Genomic DNA, 17,257 nt, shown 5'->3' on the forward strand with positions numbered 1-17,257 from the left:
GGATGGACGCCAAGCGATGCACCGGCGGGCGGTCGCCGACCCGATCTGGATGAGGCGACGGCGGGAGACGACAGAGCACCCGTTTGGAACCATGAAGTGGCTGATGGCTGGTCCCCCGCTTCCTGGTGAAGGGGCTGAAAAAGGCGAAGACCGAACTCGCCTTGGGCGTCCTCTGCTACAACCTCAAGCGAGTGACCAACATCCTTGGAGTGCCCGCCCTACTGGAAGCGCTGGCACTCACGCCCGCCTGACTGAGCATTTTTGCTGGCCGATGCAGCCATCCCGTCGCAAGCAGCGCGACTTCTCGCACAGCCTGGTAGGCCGGGACCCATAACCACAAATGCAAAAGGCTGGAGCCTGATGGGCCCCAGCCTTCGCAAAACAGAGAGCGGTGGTAATGGGTCCTGGCTTTCGCTAGGACGACAATCTCAGCGCTCGACGAACGCCTTTTCGATCACGAAATGGCCGGGCGTGTTGCCGCTGCCTTCCTTGAAGTCGCGGCTCTCGAACAGCTGCTTCAGCTCCTCCAGCATGCCCGGGCTGCCGCACATCATGATGCGGTCGGTCTCGATGTCGAGCGGGCCCTGATGCAGGTCGGCGAAGAGTTGGTTGGAGGAGATCAGGTCGGTGATGCGGCCACGGTTGCGGAACGGCTCGCGCGTCACGGTCGGATAGTACGAGAGCTTCTCGGAGAGCAACGGCCCGAACAATTCGTCGTCGCGCAGCTTTGCGACCAGCTCCTCGCCATAGGCGAGCTCGGAGACCTGTCGGCAGCCATGAACCAGCACGATCGAGTCGTATTGATCATAGACCTCGGGGTCCTTGATCAGGCTCGCGAACGGCGCCAGGCCGGTGCCGGTCGACAGCAGCATCAGTCGCTTGCCGGGAATCAGATTGTCGGTGATCAGCGTGCCGGTGGCCTTGCGGCCGACCAGGATGGTGTCACCCTCCTTGATCTTCTGCAGCTTGGAGGTGAGTGGGCCGTCCTGCACCTTGATCGAGAAGAACTCGAGCTCTTCCTCATGATTGGCGCTCGCCATCGAATAGGCGCGCAGCAGCGGCCGTCCCTCGACCTCGAGGCCGATCATGGCAAACTGGCCATTCTGGAAGCGGAAACCGGAATCGCGGGTGGCTCGGAAGCTGAAAAGCGTATCGGTCCAGTGTTGAACGGAAAGAACCTTCTCTCGATAGAACGCGCTCATGTGTTTTCGTTTTCTCGATTGACCAGATTTGGAATGATTTGATTTCTAGTTGGCTCGCGACCGCGCTGATGTGACCGAAATCATTGACGATCTCGCGTGTTCCTTGCGCCGATGCATGAGATAGTCAAGATCATCTGGCGTGCAATTGCGATCTTGGAATGGCAGTCGATTAATTGCGCAAAAAGGTTCGACCACGGCATCGTTAACGGGCCGGAAAGGGCGCAATTTACTTGCTGAGATCGCCGCCGATCTGGCAATTAATTGCTACGAAAACCGCTGCGAAGGGAAAATCATTCAGTGGTCCTGATCAGCCAGCGAATCTTCCTGGAAACCATCAAAAAATATTGTCTCGCGCACGAAATCGCGATCGGGGTGCGGTCGGGCGGCTGGCTGGTCATCATGCAGCGGGACGGCCAGCGGCGGCTCGCGATCGGCTACGATATCGGGCTGAACAGCGCGGTCGCGCATCAGGCCGCCAACGACAAGGCGGCCTGCGCCGAGGTGCTGGCATTGGCGGGAATCCCCGTCATCCCGCACACGCTGTTTCTTGGCGCGAAGCTCAGCGCGCATATTCCGGGATCGGATTCGTTCGACGCGATGCTTCGGCTTCTCGATGCGCATCCGCGCGGCCTGGTCGTCAAGCCGAACGAGGGCACCTCGGGTGAGTTTGTCGTCCGCGTGACGACGAGGGCGCAACTTGAGACGGCCGTCGCGCGCATCCTTGGCGCCTATCCCAGTCTCGCGATCTCGCCCTATGTCGCTGTTGACGACGAGGTCCGCGTCGTGCTGCTCGATAACCGCGCGCTGATCGTCTATAGCAAGACGCGCCCGTTCGTGACGGGCGACGGCACGCATTCGCTGTGCGAGCTGGCGCAGCGCACTGTGCCTGCAGAACAGCTCAAGATCATCACTGAGGATTTCTCCGCCGCCGAACTCGACGCCATTCTGCCGGTCGGCGAGCGACGCATCCTGAACTGGCGGCACAATCTCGATTCCGGTGCGGCGCCGGTACTGCTACCCGACGACACCGATCGCGACGCCTGCGTCGCCCTCGCGATCGAGGCCGCACAGGCGCTTCGCATCCGCTTCGCCTCGATCGATATGGTGCGCGCCGATGGAAGCTGGCAAATCCTCGAGGTGAATTCCGGGGTGAAGATGGAAGCGCTGAGTAGGCTGCATCCGGAGCTGGTCGAAGCGGCGTACTACGCGGCGCTGGATGCGGTGTTCGCGTAGGGTGGGCAAAGCGAAAGCGTGCCCACCATTCCTTGCGTTGCTCGTGAGGGTGGGCACGCTTCGCTTTGCCCACCCTACATGATGACGTCTACGCTTATTGGTTCTCGTCGAGCACCTTGAAGGCTTCTTCCAGTTGCGGCGAGATCGCAACGTTGAGTTTCTCGCCGGTCGGCAGCCGGGAGACGAACCATTTGTTGTAGAGCGGGACGATGTCGCGGTTGGAGGCGAGCTTGCGGAAGGCGCGCTCCACCACATCCTTCATCTGCGGTTCGCCCTTGCGGTACATGATGCCGTAGGGATCGTACGACAGATAATCGCCGGTGACGCGGAACTTGTCCTGCGACTTGTGCCGCGCGATCAGGCCGTAGAGGAGGATGTCGTCGGTCGCAAACGCATCCGCCTTGCCGTCCACCAGCATCTGGTAGGATTGCTCGTGGTCGCCGGCGACGACGATGTTGAGGCCGAGCGACTGCTTGGCGTCGACATTGTGCATCGCCTGCTCGTTGGTGGTGCCCTTGGTCACCACCACCGTCTTGCCCTTGAGATCTCCGACCTGGGTCACGCTAGATGCCTTCGGCACCATCAGCTTGGTGCCGGCCACGAACATCAGCGGCGAGAACGCCACCTGCTTGCCGCGCTCGGCATTCGCCGTGGTCGATCCGCATTCGAGATCGATCTTCTTGTCCACGACCGCCGGAATACGGTCGTCGGAGGTGACCTTGACGTAATCGATCTTCAGGCCGGTGTCGTCGACCTCGGCCCCGATCTCGTCGACGATTGCGTCGCACAGTTCGAGGCTGTAGCCGATCGGCCGGTTGGAATGGTCGAGGAACGAGAACGGGGGCGAGCTCTCGCGATAGCCGACCCGCACGCTGTGGGTGGCCTTGATATTGGCGAGCGTGGGGCTGAGCCCCTCGCCCGCCGGCTGCGCGACAGCGGGTGCCGCGAGCAGACAGGCTGACAGCAGACATGCTGCCAGCAAGCATGCCGGCAGCGTCTGGGCTTCAGCCCGTAGCGGCCTCGATCGGGCGCGATGCATGCATCCCTCCCGTCAATGTGCCGGCACGGCGTCACCGGCAACGGCGTCGGAAGGCACGGTGTCATCGGGTCCGAGCTCGTGCTCGGCCTTCAGTTCGCCCTCCCACTTCGCGACCACCGACGTCGCCAGCGAGTTGCCGATCACGTTGGTGGCGCTGCGGCCCATGTCGAGGAAGGTGTCGATGCCCATGATCATCAACAGGCCGGCCTCGGGGATACCGAACTGGCCGAGCGTCGAGGCGATCACGACGAGGGAGGCGCGCGGCACGCCGGCGACGCCCTTCGAGGTGATCATCAGCGTCGCCAGCATCGCGAACTGCGTGCCGAGCGACATCTCGATGTGGTAGGTCTGCGCGATGAAGATGCTCGCGAAGGTGCAGTACATCATCGTGCCGTCGAGGTTGAACGAGTAGCCGAGCGGCAGCACGAAGGCCGAGATCCGCGACGAGGCGCCGAACTTGTTCAGCCCCTCCAGCGTCTTCGGATAGGCCGCCTCCGACGAGGCGGTTGAGAACGCGATCATCAGCGGCTCGCGGATCAGGCGCAGCAAGTGACTGTACCGTGGCCCGATGACGATGAAGCCGACGACGACCAGGATGCCCCACAGGATCATCAGCGAGAGATAGAAGCCGCCCATGAAGACGATCAGCTTCCAGAGCACGCCGAGGCCGTTCTTGGCGACGGTGGCCGTGATCGCGGCCCACACCGCGACCGGCGCGAACAGCATCACATAGCTGGTGACCTTGAGCATGATGTGCGCGAGATCATCGATCAGCGCCATCAGCGGCTTGGCACGCTCCGGCAAGGCGCCGAGCGCCACCGCGAAGAACACCGCGAACACCACGATCTGCAGGATCTCATTCTGCGCCATCGCATCCGCGATCGAGGTCGGGATCAGGTGGGTCAGGAATTTCTCGATCGAGAACGCCGACACTGGCAGGCCGGTCGACTGCGCCTTGTCGGGCAGCGTGCCGGGAAAGTTGGCGCCCGGCTGCAGCAGATTGACCATGACGAGGCCGAGCAGCAGCGAGACGAATGACGCGGAGACGAACCAGCCCATGGTCTTGGCGAAGATGCGCCCGAGCTTGGCACCCGAGCCCATATGGGCGATGCCACCGACGAGGGTTGCGAACACCAGCGGCGCGATGATCATCTTGATCAGGCGCAAGAACAGCATCGCGATCAGGTTGACGTCGGTTGCGATCTCGGCGCGGCTGTCAGGAAGATAATTGAAGATAATCGTCCCCATTGCGATGCCAAGGACCATCGCAATCAAGATGTACTGCGTAAACCTGTTCGACATTCTTACCCCCGTAAGTTCCAGCTAGGGCAAGTGTGGCAGATTTACGCACCTATGCAACACGCATCGCGTCCGTCGACCTTTGCGGGACTTGGCCGAAACGTTCCCGTTGTGGAATACCAGCACGCGGACTAGCCTTCATGCAGCGCACAATCTGTGCAAACACCGCCTGCGACGCAGTCAAACTGCATCCAGAGAGATCAATCAGAGGGGAGACATCGCCATGAACGACACCGTCAATCGCCAGATCCTGCTTGTTGAGAAGCCGACCGGCAAACTGGGCCCCGAGCACTTTCGTCTGACCAAGGGCGCGATCCCCGAACCGAAGGACGGCGAGGCGCTGGTGCGGACGCGCTACATTTCGCTTGACGCCGCCAACCGCGCCTGGATGCACGGCGCCACCTACCGCGCCGCGGTCGAGGCCAACACTGTGATGGCCGGCGGTGGCATCGCCGAAGTGGTGTCGTCGAAGGACCCCGGCCTGAAGGCCGGCGACATCGTGTTCGGCGACACCGGCTGGCAGGACTATGCCGCAGTGCCGGCAAAGCACCTCGCGAAGATGCCGAAGCTGGAGCCAATGACGCATCTGCTCAGCGTCTACGGCATCGCCGGGCTGACCGCCTATTTCGGCCTGCTCCATGTCGGCAAGCCGAGGCAGGGCGAGACCGTGGTGGTGTCGGCGGCAGCCGGCTCGGTCGGCTCGATCGTCGGCCAGATCGCCAAGATCAAAGGCTGCCACGTCGTCGGCATTGCCGGCGGCAAGGACAAGTGCCATTGGCTGACCTCAGAACTCGGCTTCGATGCCGCGGTCGACTACAAGGATGGCGCGACCTACAAAGCGCTGCGCGCCGCGGCGCCCAGGGGCATCGACGTCTATTTCGACAATGTTGGCGGCGACATCCTGGAAGCCTGCCTCGCGCAGATGAACAACCGCGGCCGGATCTCCTGCTGCGGCGCGATCTCGCAATATGACGGCGCCCCCTCCGCGCACGGCCCGCGCGGCGTGCCCGGCCTGATCGTGGTGAAGCGGCTGATCATGCAAGGCTTCATCGTGATGGACTACATGGACCAGCGTGATGCGGCGCTGGCCGAGCTACAGTCCTGGGTCGCCTCGGGCAAGCTGAAGGTGCAGGAGGACGTGATCAACGGCATCGAGAACACACCGAGCGCGCTGATCGGACTGCTGGCCGGCGAGAACCGCGGCAAGCGGATGGTGAAGGTGTAGCGGCAATCGCGGTGCCGTAGGGTGGGCGAAGGCGCGCAAGCGCCGTGCCCACCATCACCAACCGCGCAAAGAATGGTGGGCACGCGGAGCCTGTCATCGGGCGCGCATTCGCGCGACCCGTTGGCTTTGCCCACCCTGCGCACCTACGCACCTGCCAAAATATCGAAAACAACCCCATGCAAAGTAGCCGCCGGTTGCCGGCATCCGACATAGCGACTTGACACGTCGGGCAACTCAACGTTATTCTTCCAATATTCAGAAATCGTGCAAGTGCAGAACGAGCAAAGGGAGCTTCAGCGCACCGTGCCTGACGGCTGCGGCGTCACTTGCGGTCCGGCCGCCTTGCCCTTCCTCGCCTTGCGCCAGTTCTCGAAATTCTGCACCACGACGAAGAACGCCGGCACGAACAGCACGGCGAGGCAGGTCGAGGCGATCATGCCTGAAAACACCGTGATGCCGATCGACTTGCGGGCATTGGCACCGGCGCCGGTCGCGATCACCAGCGGCAGCACGCCGAGGATAAAGGCAAAGGACGTCATCAGGATCGGCCGGAACCTGGCGCGGGCGGCGTCGATGGCCGATTCCAGCACCGGCTTGCCGTCGCGCACATGATGCTCGAGTGCGACCTCGACGATCAGGATCGCGTTTTTCGCGGACAGCGCGATCAACAGGATGATGCCGATCTGGGTGTAGAGGTTGTTGTCGATCCGCAACGATGTCAGCACCAGCGTCGGGCCGAGCAGTGAAAGCGGCACCGCCAGGATCACCGAGATCGGCGCATACCAGCTCTCATATTGCCCGGCGAGCACGAGATAGACCAGCAGCAGCGCCAGGGCGAACGTGTAGTAGATTTGGCCGCCGACCGCCTTCTCCTGGTATGACATCGCCGTCCACTCAAAGCCGGAGCCGGGCGGCAAGGTTTTTGCGGCGATCTCCTCCATCAGCGCCATCGACTGGCCAGATGCGTAGCCCTGCGCGGGCAGGCCGATGACGGTTGCCGACGGATAGAGATTATAGAGGCTGATCAGCGACGGGCCGACCGACGGCGTGATTGTCGCGACCGTGCCGAGCGGGATCATGTCGCCCTGGCTGTTGCGCACCATCAGGTTCTCGATATCGCGCAGCGTCAGGCGGAACTGGGCGTCGGCCTGGGTGTAGACTTGGAAGGTGCGGCCGAACTTGGTGAACTGGTTGACGTAGCTCGCGCCGAGATAGGACGACAATGTCGAGAATATCTGGTCGGTGGTGACGTGCAGGGTCTGGGTCTTGATACGGTCGACCTCGACGTCGAATTGCGGCACCATCGAGCGGAACGACGATTGCACGCGCTGCAACGCGCTTTGGGTCTGCGCATTGCGGACGATGGCGCCGGTCACCGCCTGCAGCTTGCCGTAATCGGCATTGCCGTCGCGCAGTTCGACCTGCATGGCAAAGCCCGCAGCATTGCCGATGCCCTGGATCGGCGGCGGCGGGATCACCAGGATGCGCGCCTCCGGGATCACCGCGAGCTTGTCGTTGAGACCATAGACCAGCGAGCGTAGGTCCTCGCCCTTCGCGCGCGCGCCCCAGTCCTTCAGGATGAGATAGGCGACGCCGGCATTGGCGAGGCTCGACGAGTTGTCGAGCGCGGAGATGCCGGCAATGCTGACCACCTGCTGCACACCCGGCGTCTCGCCGGCGATCTCGGTGACCCGGTCGAGCACGTGCTGGGTGCGATCGAGCGCCGCGCCGTCGGGCAATTGCACGGCCGCCAGCAGATAGCCCTGGTCCTCGATCGGGATGAAGCCGGTCGGCACCCGCGACAGGCCGTAGCCGGCGAGCCCGATCAGGATCAGCGCAATTGCGACCGATGCCTTGGCGTGCGCGGCCATGCGGCCGACCAGCTTTGCATAGCCACGCTCCAGCCGGTCATAGACCGCGTTGAAGCCGCGGTAGAAGAAATTGCGCTTTTCGGGCGGCACCGGCGGACGCAGCCACAGCGCGCATTGCGTCGGCTTCAGGGTCGCGGCATTGACCGCGCTGAGCAGCGCAGTCGCGGCGATCACCAGCGCGAATTGCGCGTACATCCGCCCGGTCAGGCCGGGTAAGAAGGCCGCCGGCAGGAACACCGAGATCAGCACCAGCGTGATGCCGACGATCGGTGCGAACAACTCGTCCATCGCCTTGATCGCGGCGTCGTGGCCGTTCATGCCGCGCTCGATGTTGTGCGCCGCGCCCTCGACCACGACGATGGCGTCGTCGACCACGATGCCGATTGCGAGCACGATCGCAAACAGCGTCGACAAATTGATGGTGAAGCCGAGCGCGGCCATCGCGGCGAAGGCGCCGATGATGGTAACCGGCACGGTGGTCGCCGGCACCAGCATCGCGCGCCAGTCCTGCAGGAACACCAGAATCACGACCAGCACCAGCAGGCCGGCCTCGAGCAGCGTCTTGTAGACCTCTTCGATCGAGGCATTGACGAATTTGGTGGTGTCGAACGGCGTGTCGTATTTGATGTCCTGTGGGAACTGCTTAGCCAGCTCGGCCATCTTACTCTGAATGGCCTTTTCGACCTGCAGCGCATTGGCGCCCGGCGACTGGAACACGCCGATGCCGGTGGCCGGCTTTTGGTTCAGCGAGAAGATCTGGCTGTAGGTCTGCGCGCCGAGTTCGACCCAGCCGACGTCGCGGACGCGGGTGACGTCGCCGACGCTGCCTGTCTTGACGATGATGTCCTCGAACTGGGCCTTGTCGTCGAGCCGGCCGTTGACGTTCAGCGTATACTGGAACGCCTGCCCTGCTGGCGTCGGTGGCGCGCCGACCTGGCCCGCGGTGACCTGCTGGCTCTGCTGCTGGATCGCCTGGATGACGTCCTGGGGCATCAGCCCGCGCACCTGCAGCTTGTTCGGATCGAGCCAGACCCGCATCGAATATTGTCCGGCGCCGAACACCGTGACGTTGCCGACGCCGGATAGCCGCGACAGCTCATCACGGATGTTGATGGTGGCGTAATTCGACAGGAACAGGCTGTCATAGGTCTCGTTCGGCGAGGTCAGCGTCACGAACAGCAGGATCGAGGTCGACTTCTTCTGGACCGTGACGCCCTGGTTCTGCACCGCCTGCGGCAGCTGCGACAGCGCGCTGGAGACGCGGTTCTGCACCAGCACCTGCGCGAAGTTGAGGTCGGTGCCGATCTTGAAGGTCACCGTCAGCGAATAGGTGCCGTCGGCGCCGCTGTAGGACTGCATGTACAGCATGTCCTCGACGCCGTTGACCTGCTGCTCGATCGGCAGCGCCACGGTGTCGACGACGGTTTTCGCCGATGCGCCGGGATAACGCGTCGTCACCTGGACGGTCGGCGGCACCACGTCGGGATATTGCGCCACCGCGAGATTATACAGCGCCACGCCGCCAAGCAGCACCATCAGGATCGCGATAACGTTGGAAAGAACCGGGCGCTCGATGAAGAATTTCGAAATCATGGCGCGCCCCTATTTGGCCGGTGCCGGCGCTGTGTCGCCCTTTTGCGCCTGCGGATCGACCTTTTGTCCGGGGATCGCGCGCAGCAGCCCGGCGGTCACAATCCGATCGTCCGGCTTCAGCCCGCTCTCGATGACGCGCAAGCCGTCATCGAGCGGCCCGGTCTGCACCTTGCGCTGCTCGACCACATTGTCGGCGTTGACGACCAGCACGTAACGGCCGGCCTGGTCGCTGCCGATCGAGGTGTCGGGCACCAGCAGCGCATTCTCCTGCTTGTCGAAGGGCACGCGAACACGGACGTAGAACCCCGGCAGCAGCACGCGATCCGGATTGGGCACCAGGCCGCGCACCGGAAGCGTGCCGGTCGACTGATTGACCGTCGGCGAGATGTAGTCGAGCTTGCCCTTGTGCGGATAGCCGGTCTCGGTCTGCAGGCCGACCTCGATCGGCAATTGCCTGATCTCGTTCGTCGTCATGCCGCGCTTGCGCGCTTCGTCGCGCACGCGCTGCACATCCTGTTCGCTGACGTTGAAATTCACATAGATCGGGTCGAGCTGGACGATCGTGGCAAGCTGGGTGGGCGATGCGGCACCGACCAGCTCGCCGACCGAGATCAGGTGGTTGCTGACGATGCCGTCGAATGGCGCGGCCACATTGGTGTAGCCGTAATTGACCGCGGCGATCTTTGTGTTGACCTGGGCTTGCTGCAGGCTGGCCTGCGCGTTGTCACGTACCGAGGTGGAGCTATCGAGTGTCGCCTGCGACACCGCCTGCCGCTGCACCAGATCCGATTGTCGCTTGAAGTCGGCCTCGGCCTGCCTCACCGTCGCCTGCGCGCCGACTTCGGCGGCTTGCGCCTGCTCGAGCTTCAGCTTGTAGGTCTCCGGCTCGATCGTGAACAGGGTGGTCCCCTCCTTCACGAAGGTCCCGTCCTGATAATTGATCGCTTGCAAGAAGCCCTGCACGCGCGCGACCAGATCGACGCTCTTAATCGGCGCTGTGTTGCCCGTGGCGTCGAGATAGCGCGTGATGGCGCGCTGCACAGGCAGTGCAACCTCGACCTTCGGGGGCGGCGGCGGAACAAAACTATTTTGTTCGCAGGCACTTAAACTGACGAAGGCAAATGTGACGATAGCAATGTGCGCCAGCGGCGGCGTTCGCAGTCGCACAAAATTGCTCAGCGTGGAATGTGCCGGTATGCGCGCATGCCTCATGTCCAAGCCTCGATTCAGAATGCTTATCGAAGACGTCGTGTCGGGCGAAGGCCAGCTTGATGTAGTCCATAGCAACAATCTGCTTGCCGTGGAACTCGAAACCGAAAATGATGTCGCCCGCTGAGGTTGTTACAGCAAGACTTTTCATAAATTGACTTTGGTTGAAGCGGCGGCTTCCGGCGACAACAAAGGGATTGAGTGAAATGACCATCACGTTGAGACGTGCGGCAACGCTTTCGGCTTTGTTCGCACTGGCCGCATTCGTAAGCGCCGCTCCGGCCCTGGCGCAGGCGCCCACCCAGGCCCAGCGCGACGCCATCAAGTCGCAATGCCGCAACGACTACATCGCGCATTGCTCCAGCATCCCGCCGGGCGGCGCCGCGTCGCTGCAATGCCTGCAGAAGAACATGGCGAGCCTCGCTCCGGGCTGCGCCGGTGCAGTGCGTGCGGTTGAAGCGCCGGCCGCCGAGTCCGCGCCGAAGGCCGACTCCGCTCCCGCGAAGACGGAGGCGGCTCCCGCCGCACCGGCCGCCAAGCCCGCCGCAGAGGCCGCACCGCCGAAGGCGACGGCCAGGAAGCCGAGCAGCGCGCAGATATCCGCGATCCGCAGCGCCTGCCGGTCCGATTATCCCAGCGTTTGTGCTGGTGTGCCGACCGGCGGCGCGCCGGCGCTGCAGTGCCTGGAGAAGAACAAGGCAAGGCTCTCGCCGGCCTGCGAGCGGGCGGTTGCCGCGGCGAGCGGTGGAGGCTCCGCTCCTGCCGCCGGCACTGCGCCCGCCGCGACCGAGACGGCCACTCCTGCCGCGGCGCCCCCTGCCGCGCCGACCGTGATCATGCTGCGGCCGATGCGGCCGCGCGAAGAGCTGTTCGTGCTGCGCTCGGCCTGCGGCGCCGACGTCCGCTCGATCTGCGGCGGCGTTCAACCCGGCGGTGGCCGGATCATGCAGTGTTTGGCGACCAATGCGGGTTCGCTCTCGCCGGAGTGTCGCGACGTGCTGGCGTCGTTCGCGGCGCAATAGATTCAATTGCTCCGGAGAAGGAAGCAACCGATGCTGCGTATCATGCTGACTGCCGCGCTGCTCAGCGCATCAAATGCCGCGTTCGCCCAGCAATTGACGGCCGCGCAGCGTGATGCCTGCATGGGCGACTACCGGAAATATTGCAAGGACGTGACGCCCGGCGGCGGACGCATCATCGCCTGCCTCGCCAAGGAGAGCGACAAGCTGACCCCGGCCTGCAAGAAGGTGCTGGGCGAAGCGGAGAAGAAGTAACCGCGCGCATTTTCCCTCTGGCGTTCCCGCCGGAGCCAGATTAGTGTAACCGAAATTGTAAGTACACTGTCAATCTGGGAGGCAGACGTTGCGGATCGCCGTGATCGGCGGAGGGCCCGGCGGGCTCTATTTCGCCTATCTCTGGAAGAAGCGTCATCCGGACGCCGAGATCGACCTGTTCGAACAAAACGCCGCCGGCGCCACCTGGGGCTTTGGCGTCGTGTTCTCCGAGCAGGCGCTGGACTTCCTGCGCGCCGACGACCCCGACACGGTCGACGCCATCGCGCCGCAGATGGAGAGCTGGAAAAACATCACGCTCAATTTACGCAGCGAAAGCGTCGAGATCGACGGCGTCGGCTTTGCCTCGATCGGCCGGCTGGCGTTGCTGACGCTCCTGCAACAGCGCGTTCGCAGCGTCGGCGTCACGCCGCGCTTTGAAACAGCGGTGCAATCGGTCGACCAGCTCCGCGATTACGATTTGATCGTCGCCGCCGACGGGCTGAACTCGATGGTTCGCCGCGATTTCGAGACCGCGTTCGGCGCCTCGGTGTCGCATTCGAGCAACAAGTTCGCCTGGTACGGCACCACCAAGACCTTCGCGACACTGTCGCAGACCTTCGTCGCGACCGAGCTCGGCAGCTTCAACGCCCATCATTACCGCTATGCCAGGGACATGAGCACCTTCCTGGTCGAGTGCGACGCGGCGACCTGGGCGGCTTACGGCTTCGCCGACAAGAGCATCGCGGAGTCGCAGGCGATTTGCGAGACGGTCTTCGCAGCAACGCTCGATGGCCACAGGCTGATCTCGAACAAATCGGTGTGGCGCAATTTCCCGTGGATCTGGAACGAGCGCTGGTCGCACGGCAACATGGTGCTGATCGGCGACGCGTTACATTCGGCGCATTTCTCGATCGGCTCGGGCACGCGGCTTGCGATCGAGGATGCGATCGCGCTGACCAAGGCGCTGGAAGCGGAGCCAGGCATTCCGGCGGCGCTGCTCCGCTATGAGAGCGCGCGCAAGCCGATCGTCAAGAAGCTCGTCACCGCGGCGCGCACCAGCGCCGACTGGTACGAGCATTTCCCCGCGCACATGAAGCTCGATCTGATGGATTTCGCCTACAGCTACATCACCCGATCCGGCCGGATCGACAATGCGCGGCTGCGCGCGATGTCGCCGGCCTTCATGGCCCGCTATGAAGCCGCGAAGGGCAAGTCATGACCGAGATCATCGACCAGGTCCCACCGGAAAATCCCGGCTCGCACGAAATCGGCTTCGCGATTCCCGAACGCTACAATGCGAGCCGGATCCTGTTCGACAATCTCGGCAACGGAAACGCCGAGCGCACGGCGCTGATCGGCCCGGCCGGCAGGCGCAGCTATCGCGAACTCTGCGCCGAGGCCGCGCGCTGGGGACACGGCTTCCAATCGCTGGGGCTGAAGCGCGGCGACCGCATCCTGCTGTTTCTCGACGACACCCCGGCCTATCCGGCGGCTTTCTTCGGCGCGGTGCGCGCGGGCTTCGTGCCGCTCTTGATCAACACGCTGACCGCGCCGGACCTGCTGCAATTCTATCTGTCGGATGCGAGCGCGCAGGTCGCCGTCGCCGACGCCGAATTTTGTTCGCGCTTCAACACTGAAGCGTGCAAGGACACGCCGCTGCGCACGCTGGTCGTCGTCAACGGCTTAGTCGGCGATCATGCCGTGGCCGATGCGCGCGTTGCCGACGAATGGCTGCGAGGATTTGGCAGCGAGCTCGACGAGGCCGACACCCATCGCAACGAAATGGCGTTCTGGATGTATTCGTCGGGATCGACCGGCCGCCCCAAGGGCATCGTGCATCTGCAGCACGATATGGCTTATAGCGAGCGGGCGTTCGCCCGCAGCGTTCTGACACTGACGCCCGATGACATCTGCTTCTCGGTCCCAAAGATCTTCTTCGCCTATGGCTTCGGCAATTCGATCACCTTCCCGTTCTCGGTCGGCGCCGCCACGCTGCTGCTGCCGGGCCAGCCGAAGCCGGCATCGATCTTCGCGGCGATCGAGCAATATCGCCCGACCGTGTTCTTCGGTCTGCCGACGCTCTACATCTCGCTGACCAAGGCCGAGGGTGCAGATGCCACCGACTTCTCCTCGCTGCGAATGGCGGTCTCCGCCGCCGAGGTTCTGTCGGCGGAAGTCTTCAATGGCTGGAAGCAGCTCGCCGGGATCGAGATCATCGAAGGCCTCGGCTCGACCGAGGTGCTGCACATCTATCTCTGCAACCGCGCGGACAACAAGAAGCTCGGCGCCGCCGGCCTGCGCGTCCCCGGCTACGAGATCATGCTGCGCGACAGTGACGGCCGCGAGGTCGCCGACGACGAGGAAGGCATCTTGTGGGTGCGCGGCGATTCCGCGACGCCGCTGTACTGGAACCGGCCGGACAGGACCGCCGAGACCGTGCGCGAACAGGGGTGGATCTACACCGGCGACCGCTTCGTGCGCGACAGCGACGGCTTCCACTTCTTCCGCGGCCGCGCCGACGATCTGATCAAGATTTCTGGCCAGTGGGTCTATCCGCTCGAGGTCGAGCTCTGCCTTGCCGACCATCCCGATGTCCGCGAATGCGCCGTCTACGCCGCCGAGCTGCCGGATCGGCGCATGACGCTGAAGGCGGTGGTGGTGATGAACCGCAGCGGTTTCGACAGCGGCGAAGCGACGCGGCGGCTGCAGGATTACGTCAAGGCGAAGCTGTTGCCGTATAAGTACCCGCGCGAGGTAAAATTCATCGACGAACTGCCGAAGACCGGAACGGGCAAGATCGACCGGCAGGCGGTGATGCGGATGTAGTTGCCACATACTCGGTGTCGTCCCGGCGAAAGCCGGGACCCATAACCACAAATGCTTGTTGTTGTAGCGCGCTGTGGCCCCAACGTCCCGCCACATAGATATTCGTGGTTATGGGTCCCGGGTCGCGCTTCGCTTGCCCGGGACGACAGTGGTTATGCCTGCAGCCCCGTCCCGCCATACAGCCACGCGATATCGTCGCACCACTCAGCCTGCGACTTCGCGCTCATCACCGCGTTGCGGATGCGGGCGTGCGCGCCGGCGGGATGATAGACGTGCTCGCCGATCGCGCGCGACATCAGTTGCACGCGCGCGGTACGCGAGAAGCGCCTGATACGGTACGCTTCGAGTGCCGCCGCCGGGTCGTCGTGATGGGCCAGCATGTGCGACAGGCACACCGCGTCCTCCATCGCCTGGCAAGCACCTTGTGCGAAATATTGCAGCATCGGATGCGCGGCGTCGCCGAGCAGCACCACGCGGCCATCGATCCAGCGCTCGGTGGGATCGCGGTCGCACAGCACCCAGAGCTTCCAGTTGGTGCCGTGGCGGATGATGCTTTGGGCCCGCTCGTGGACGTGGCGAAACCCCTTCATCACCTCCTCTTCCGACACCGACTTGCCGGCAACCGGCTCCGGCGCGTCGTTGTGATAGGTGACGACGAGGTTGAACACCTTCCAGCCCGACAGCGGATAATGCACGATGTGGCATTTCGGGCCGGCCCACAGCGTTGCTGCGTTCCAGCGCAGATCCTCCGGCATCTGCTCGGTCGGGATCACCGAGCGATAGGTGGTGTGGCCGGAGACGCGCGGCGGGCCATCTGCCGTGACCTGCTTGCGGATGTTCGACCAGAGGCCGTCAGCGCCGATCAGCAGCCGCCCGGTGATCCGCTCGCCGTCGCCTAGCTTTGCGGTCACGGATGAACCATCCTGCTCGTAGCCGACCACTTCGCTAGAGACGCGCAGCTCGACCAGCTCGTGGTTCTGGCAGGCGCGCAGGAACACGCCATGCAGGTCGCCGCGGTGAACCACCGCATAGGGGTTGCCGAAGCGCGCGCGGAAGGTGTCGCCGAGGTCGATATGGGTGATCTCGTCGGCGGTCAGCGCATCCATCAGCCGGAGCTGATCGATATAGACGGCCATGTTGCGCGCGGCTTCACCGACGCCGAGATAGTCGAAGGCGTGGAATGCATTCGGCCCGAGCTGGATACCGGCACCGATCTCGCCGAGCGTGGACGCCTTCTCCAGCAGGATCGAGCGGATGCCCTTTTGCGCGAGCCCCAGCGCCACGGCGAGCCCGCCGATGCCGCCGCCCGCGATCAGGACCGGTCTGACATCAGCCATCAGCCCGACTTCCCGAGATGTTCGAGCGCGTCCTCGGCGCGCAGTGGAACGCGCGAGGCCTCGTTGTTGAGATCGACCAGCTGGGTCAGCAGCGCCAGCAGCGTCTTGCGGTCGGCCGACTTCAGCGGCTGCAGCATCCGCGCCTGCGCCTTGTCGACCGAGGGCATGATGCTCTCAAGCGCGGCGGCGCCGGCCTTGGTGAGGTAGAGCAGCTTGACGCGCCGGTCCTCGAGCGTCGGCTTGCGTGTGATGAACTCCTTGGCTTCCAGCCGTTCGATCACGTTGCCGAGCGTCGAACGATCGAACGCGATCACCGCCGACAGCCGCGTCGCGTCGATGCCGGGATGGGTCGAGATCGCGACCAGCGCGGCATATTGAACCGGCGTCAAATCGAACGCCTTGCACTCCTCGACAAACAGCGCGACCGCGATCTGCTGCATCCGCCGGAACAGATAGCCGGGCGCGGCATAGACCGCGTCCATCGTCACTGATGATGGCTTGCTACTCGGCATCGGGTTGCTTGTCCGGAGCGGCGTCGGCGAAGGCCTTCACCTGCTTCGCAGCGGCTTCGGCCTTGAGCAGGCGCGGATAGGCCGCGAGATCGACGCCAAAGCGCCGTGCATTGGCGAGCTGCGGGACGAGACAAAGATCGGCGAGTGTCGGCACTTCGCCGAAGCAGAACGGCCCGGCCTCCCCGGCGATCAGGGTCTCGCACGCCGATAATCCCTCGCGGTTGGCCCAGGCCGCCCATTCCGTCACCTTCTCTTCGGGCAAACCGAGCTGACGCAGCCGCGCCAGCACTTTCAAATTCTGCACCGGATGGGTGTCGCAGGCGATCGCCTGCGCGAACGCGCGCACCTTGGCACGGCGCAGCGGGTCCCTCGGCAGCAGCGGCGGAGTGGGGTTGATCTCGTCGAGCCACTCGATGATCGCGAGCGACTGGGTAAGGATCGCGCCCGCGTCGTTCTCCAGCGTCGGCACCAGCCCCTGCGGATTGATCGCGAGGTAGGCGGGCGCGCATTGCTCGCCCTTGCGAAGGTGATGCGGCAGATGCTCTGGCATCAGGCCCTTCAGGTTGAGCGCGATCCGGACCCGGTAGGACGCGCTGCTGCGGAAGTAGCCATGCAGCTTCATCGGAACCTCCCTGCA

The 17,257-nt window shown here is 63.8% G+C and carries 15 protein-coding genes; 6 read left to right on the top strand and 9 right to left on the bottom strand.

The genetic code is table 11. The features are described from left to right. Positions 1-428 precede the first annotated feature (428 nt). Positions 429-1,202, bottom strand: coding sequence for a ferredoxin--NADP reductase (locus tag UP10_RS12255; RefSeq protein ID WP_044587602.1), 774 nt, complete (start codon positions 1,200-1,202; stop codon positions 429-431). Positions 1,203-1,499: 297 nt separating this feature from the next. Between UP10_RS12255 and UP10_RS12260 the strand changes: the two genes are divergently transcribed. Then, positions 1,500-2,435 carry an ATP-grasp domain-containing protein gene (locus UP10_RS12260; protein WP_044587603.1) on the top strand — a complete coding sequence of 312 codons (936 nt, stop codon included), beginning with the start codon at positions 1,500-1,502 and terminating at the stop codon, positions 2,433-2,435. Positions 2,436-2,529: 94 nt separating this feature from the next. On the opposite strand, the gene UP10_RS12265 is transcribed toward UP10_RS12260, so the two are convergent. Further along, complete coding sequence (locus tag UP10_RS12265; protein WP_044587604.1) at positions 2,530-3,474, bottom strand: amino acid ABC transporter substrate-binding protein; 945 nt, start codon at positions 3,472-3,474, stop codon at positions 2,530-2,532. A gap of 12 nt (positions 3,475-3,486) precedes the next feature. Next, positions 3,487-4,776 (bottom strand): dicarboxylate/amino acid:cation symporter, encoded by a 1,290-nt coding sequence (locus UP10_RS12270; RefSeq protein WP_044587605.1) that lies wholly within the window; start codon positions 4,774-4,776, stop codon positions 3,487-3,489. Positions 4,777-4,996: 220 nt separating this feature from the next. Here UP10_RS12270 and UP10_RS12275 point away from each other — a divergent pair, with 220 nt between their 5' ends. Continuing rightward, a complete protein-coding gene (locus tag UP10_RS12275) occupies positions 4,997-5,998 on the top strand; it encodes an NADP-dependent oxidoreductase (RefSeq protein WP_044587606.1) in 1,002 nt (333 codons plus the stop codon). Between the two features lie 293 nt (positions 5,999-6,291). On the opposite strand, the gene UP10_RS12280 is transcribed toward UP10_RS12275, so the two are convergent. From UP10_RS12280 to UP10_RS45760, 3 genes are read right to left on the bottom strand one after another with little or no spacing between them, the layout of a single operon-like run. Next, the gene (locus UP10_RS12280) at positions 6,292-9,462 is read right to left on the bottom strand and encodes an efflux RND transporter permease subunit (protein ID WP_044587607.1); all 3,171 of its coding nucleotides are present in this window, start codon (positions 9,460-9,462) and stop codon (positions 6,292-6,294) included. A 9-nt stretch (positions 9,463-9,471) separates the two neighbouring features. Beyond that, positions 9,472-10,629: an efflux RND transporter periplasmic adaptor subunit gene (locus tag UP10_RS12285; protein WP_044587707.1), complete on the bottom strand. Its 1,158-nt coding sequence runs from the start codon at positions 10,627-10,629 to the stop codon at positions 9,472-9,474. Beyond that, on the bottom strand, positions 10,547-10,888 hold the full coding sequence (locus UP10_RS45760; RefSeq protein ID WP_245321723.1) for a hypothetical protein: 342 nt from the start codon (positions 10,886-10,888) through the stop codon (positions 10,547-10,549). Before UP10_RS45760 ends, UP10_RS12285 begins: the two co-directional genes overlap by 83 nt. Between UP10_RS45760 and UP10_RS12290 the strand changes: the two genes are divergently transcribed. The 4 genes from UP10_RS12290 (at position 10,878) to UP10_RS12305 (ending at position 14,771) form a co-directional block, all read left to right on the top strand. Further along, positions 10,878-11,693 (top strand): hypothetical protein, encoded by an 816-nt coding sequence (locus UP10_RS12290; protein ID WP_044587608.1) that lies wholly within the window; start codon positions 10,878-10,880, stop codon positions 11,691-11,693. The two genes, UP10_RS45760 and UP10_RS12290, sit on opposite strands and share 11 nt — an antisense overlap. A gap of 30 nt (positions 11,694-11,723) precedes the next feature. Then, positions 11,724-11,945, top strand: a complete 222-nt coding sequence (locus tag UP10_RS12295; RefSeq protein WP_044587609.1) for a cysteine rich repeat-containing protein — start codon at positions 11,724-11,726, stop codon at positions 11,943-11,945. An 88-nt stretch (positions 11,946-12,033) separates the two neighbouring features. Next, positions 12,034-13,164 (top strand): FAD-dependent monooxygenase, encoded by a 1,131-nt coding sequence (locus UP10_RS12300; RefSeq protein WP_044587610.1) that lies wholly within the window; start codon positions 12,034-12,036, stop codon positions 13,162-13,164. Next, positions 13,161-14,771 carry a benzoate-CoA ligase family protein gene (locus tag UP10_RS12305; protein WP_044587611.1) on the top strand — a complete coding sequence of 537 codons (1,611 nt, stop codon included), beginning with the start codon at positions 13,161-13,163 and terminating at the stop codon, positions 14,769-14,771. The genes UP10_RS12300 and UP10_RS12305 overlap by 4 nt, the downstream gene beginning before the upstream one ends. A 152-nt stretch (positions 14,772-14,923) precedes the next feature. Here UP10_RS12305 and UP10_RS12310 read toward each other — a convergent pair whose 3' ends face one another. From UP10_RS12310 to maiA, 3 genes are read right to left on the bottom strand one after another with little or no spacing between them, the layout of a single operon-like run. After that, complete coding sequence (locus tag UP10_RS12310; RefSeq protein WP_044587612.1) at positions 14,924-16,108, bottom strand: 3-hydroxybenzoate 6-monooxygenase; 1,185 nt, start codon at positions 16,106-16,108, stop codon at positions 14,924-14,926. Further along, positions 16,108-16,620, bottom strand: a complete 513-nt coding sequence (locus UP10_RS12315) for a MarR family winged helix-turn-helix transcriptional regulator (protein ID WP_044587613.1) — start codon at positions 16,618-16,620, stop codon at positions 16,108-16,110. Before UP10_RS12315 ends, UP10_RS12310 begins: the two co-directional genes overlap by 1 nt. Further along, positions 16,610-17,242 carry a maleylacetoacetate isomerase gene (gene maiA / locus UP10_RS12320; protein ID WP_044587614.1) on the bottom strand — a complete coding sequence of 211 codons (633 nt, stop codon included), beginning with the start codon at positions 17,240-17,242 and terminating at the stop codon, positions 16,610-16,612. Before maiA ends, UP10_RS12315 begins: the two co-directional genes overlap by 11 nt. Positions 17,243-17,257: the final 15 nt, after the last annotated feature.

It is taken from the genome of Bradyrhizobium sp. LTSPM299 (assembly GCF_000938235.1).
In the GTDB taxonomy this organism is placed as follows: Bacteria; Pseudomonadota; Alphaproteobacteria; order Rhizobiales; family Xanthobacteraceae; genus Bradyrhizobium.

What these genes read in the sequence shown, in the direction of transcription:
- UP10_RS12255 (WP_044587602.1), bottom strand. Translation starts at nt 1,202, where the DNA reads ATGAGCGCGTTCTATCGAGAGAAGGTTCTTTCCGTTCAACACTGGACC.
- UP10_RS12280 (WP_044587607.1), bottom strand. Translation starts at nt 9,462, where the DNA reads ATGATTTCGAAATTCTTCATCGAGCGCCCGGTTCTTTCCAACGTTATC.
- UP10_RS12265 (WP_044587604.1), bottom strand. Translation starts at nt 3,474, where the DNA reads ATGCATCGCGCCCGATCGAGGCCGCTACGGGCTGAAGCCCAGACGCTG.
- UP10_RS12270 (WP_044587605.1), bottom strand. Translation starts at nt 4,776, where the DNA reads ATGTCGAACAGGTTTACGCAGTACATCTTGATTGCGATGGTCCTTGGC.
- UP10_RS12275 (WP_044587606.1), top strand. Translation starts at nt 4,997, where the DNA reads ATGAACGACACCGTCAATCGCCAGATCCTGCTTGTTGAGAAGCCGACC.
- UP10_RS12305 (WP_044587611.1), top strand. Translation starts at nt 13,161, where the DNA reads ATGACCGAGATCATCGACCAGGTCCCACCGGAAAATCCCGGCTCGCAC.
- UP10_RS12290 (WP_044587608.1), top strand. Translation starts at nt 10,878, where the DNA reads ATGACCATCACGTTGAGACGTGCGGCAACGCTTTCGGCTTTGTTCGCA.
- UP10_RS12295 (WP_044587609.1), top strand. Translation starts at nt 11,724, where the DNA reads ATGCTGCGTATCATGCTGACTGCCGCGCTGCTCAGCGCATCAAATGCC.
- maiA (WP_044587614.1), bottom strand. Translation starts at nt 17,242, where the DNA reads ATGAAGCTGCATGGCTACTTCCGCAGCAGCGCGTCCTACCGGGTCCGG.
- UP10_RS12310 (WP_044587612.1), bottom strand. Translation starts at nt 16,108, where the DNA reads ATGGCTGATGTCAGACCGGTCCTGATCGCGGGCGGCGGCATCGGCGGG.
- UP10_RS12315 (WP_044587613.1), bottom strand. Translation starts at nt 16,620, where the DNA reads ATGCCGAGTAGCAAGCCATCATCAGTGACGATGGACGCGGTCTATGCC.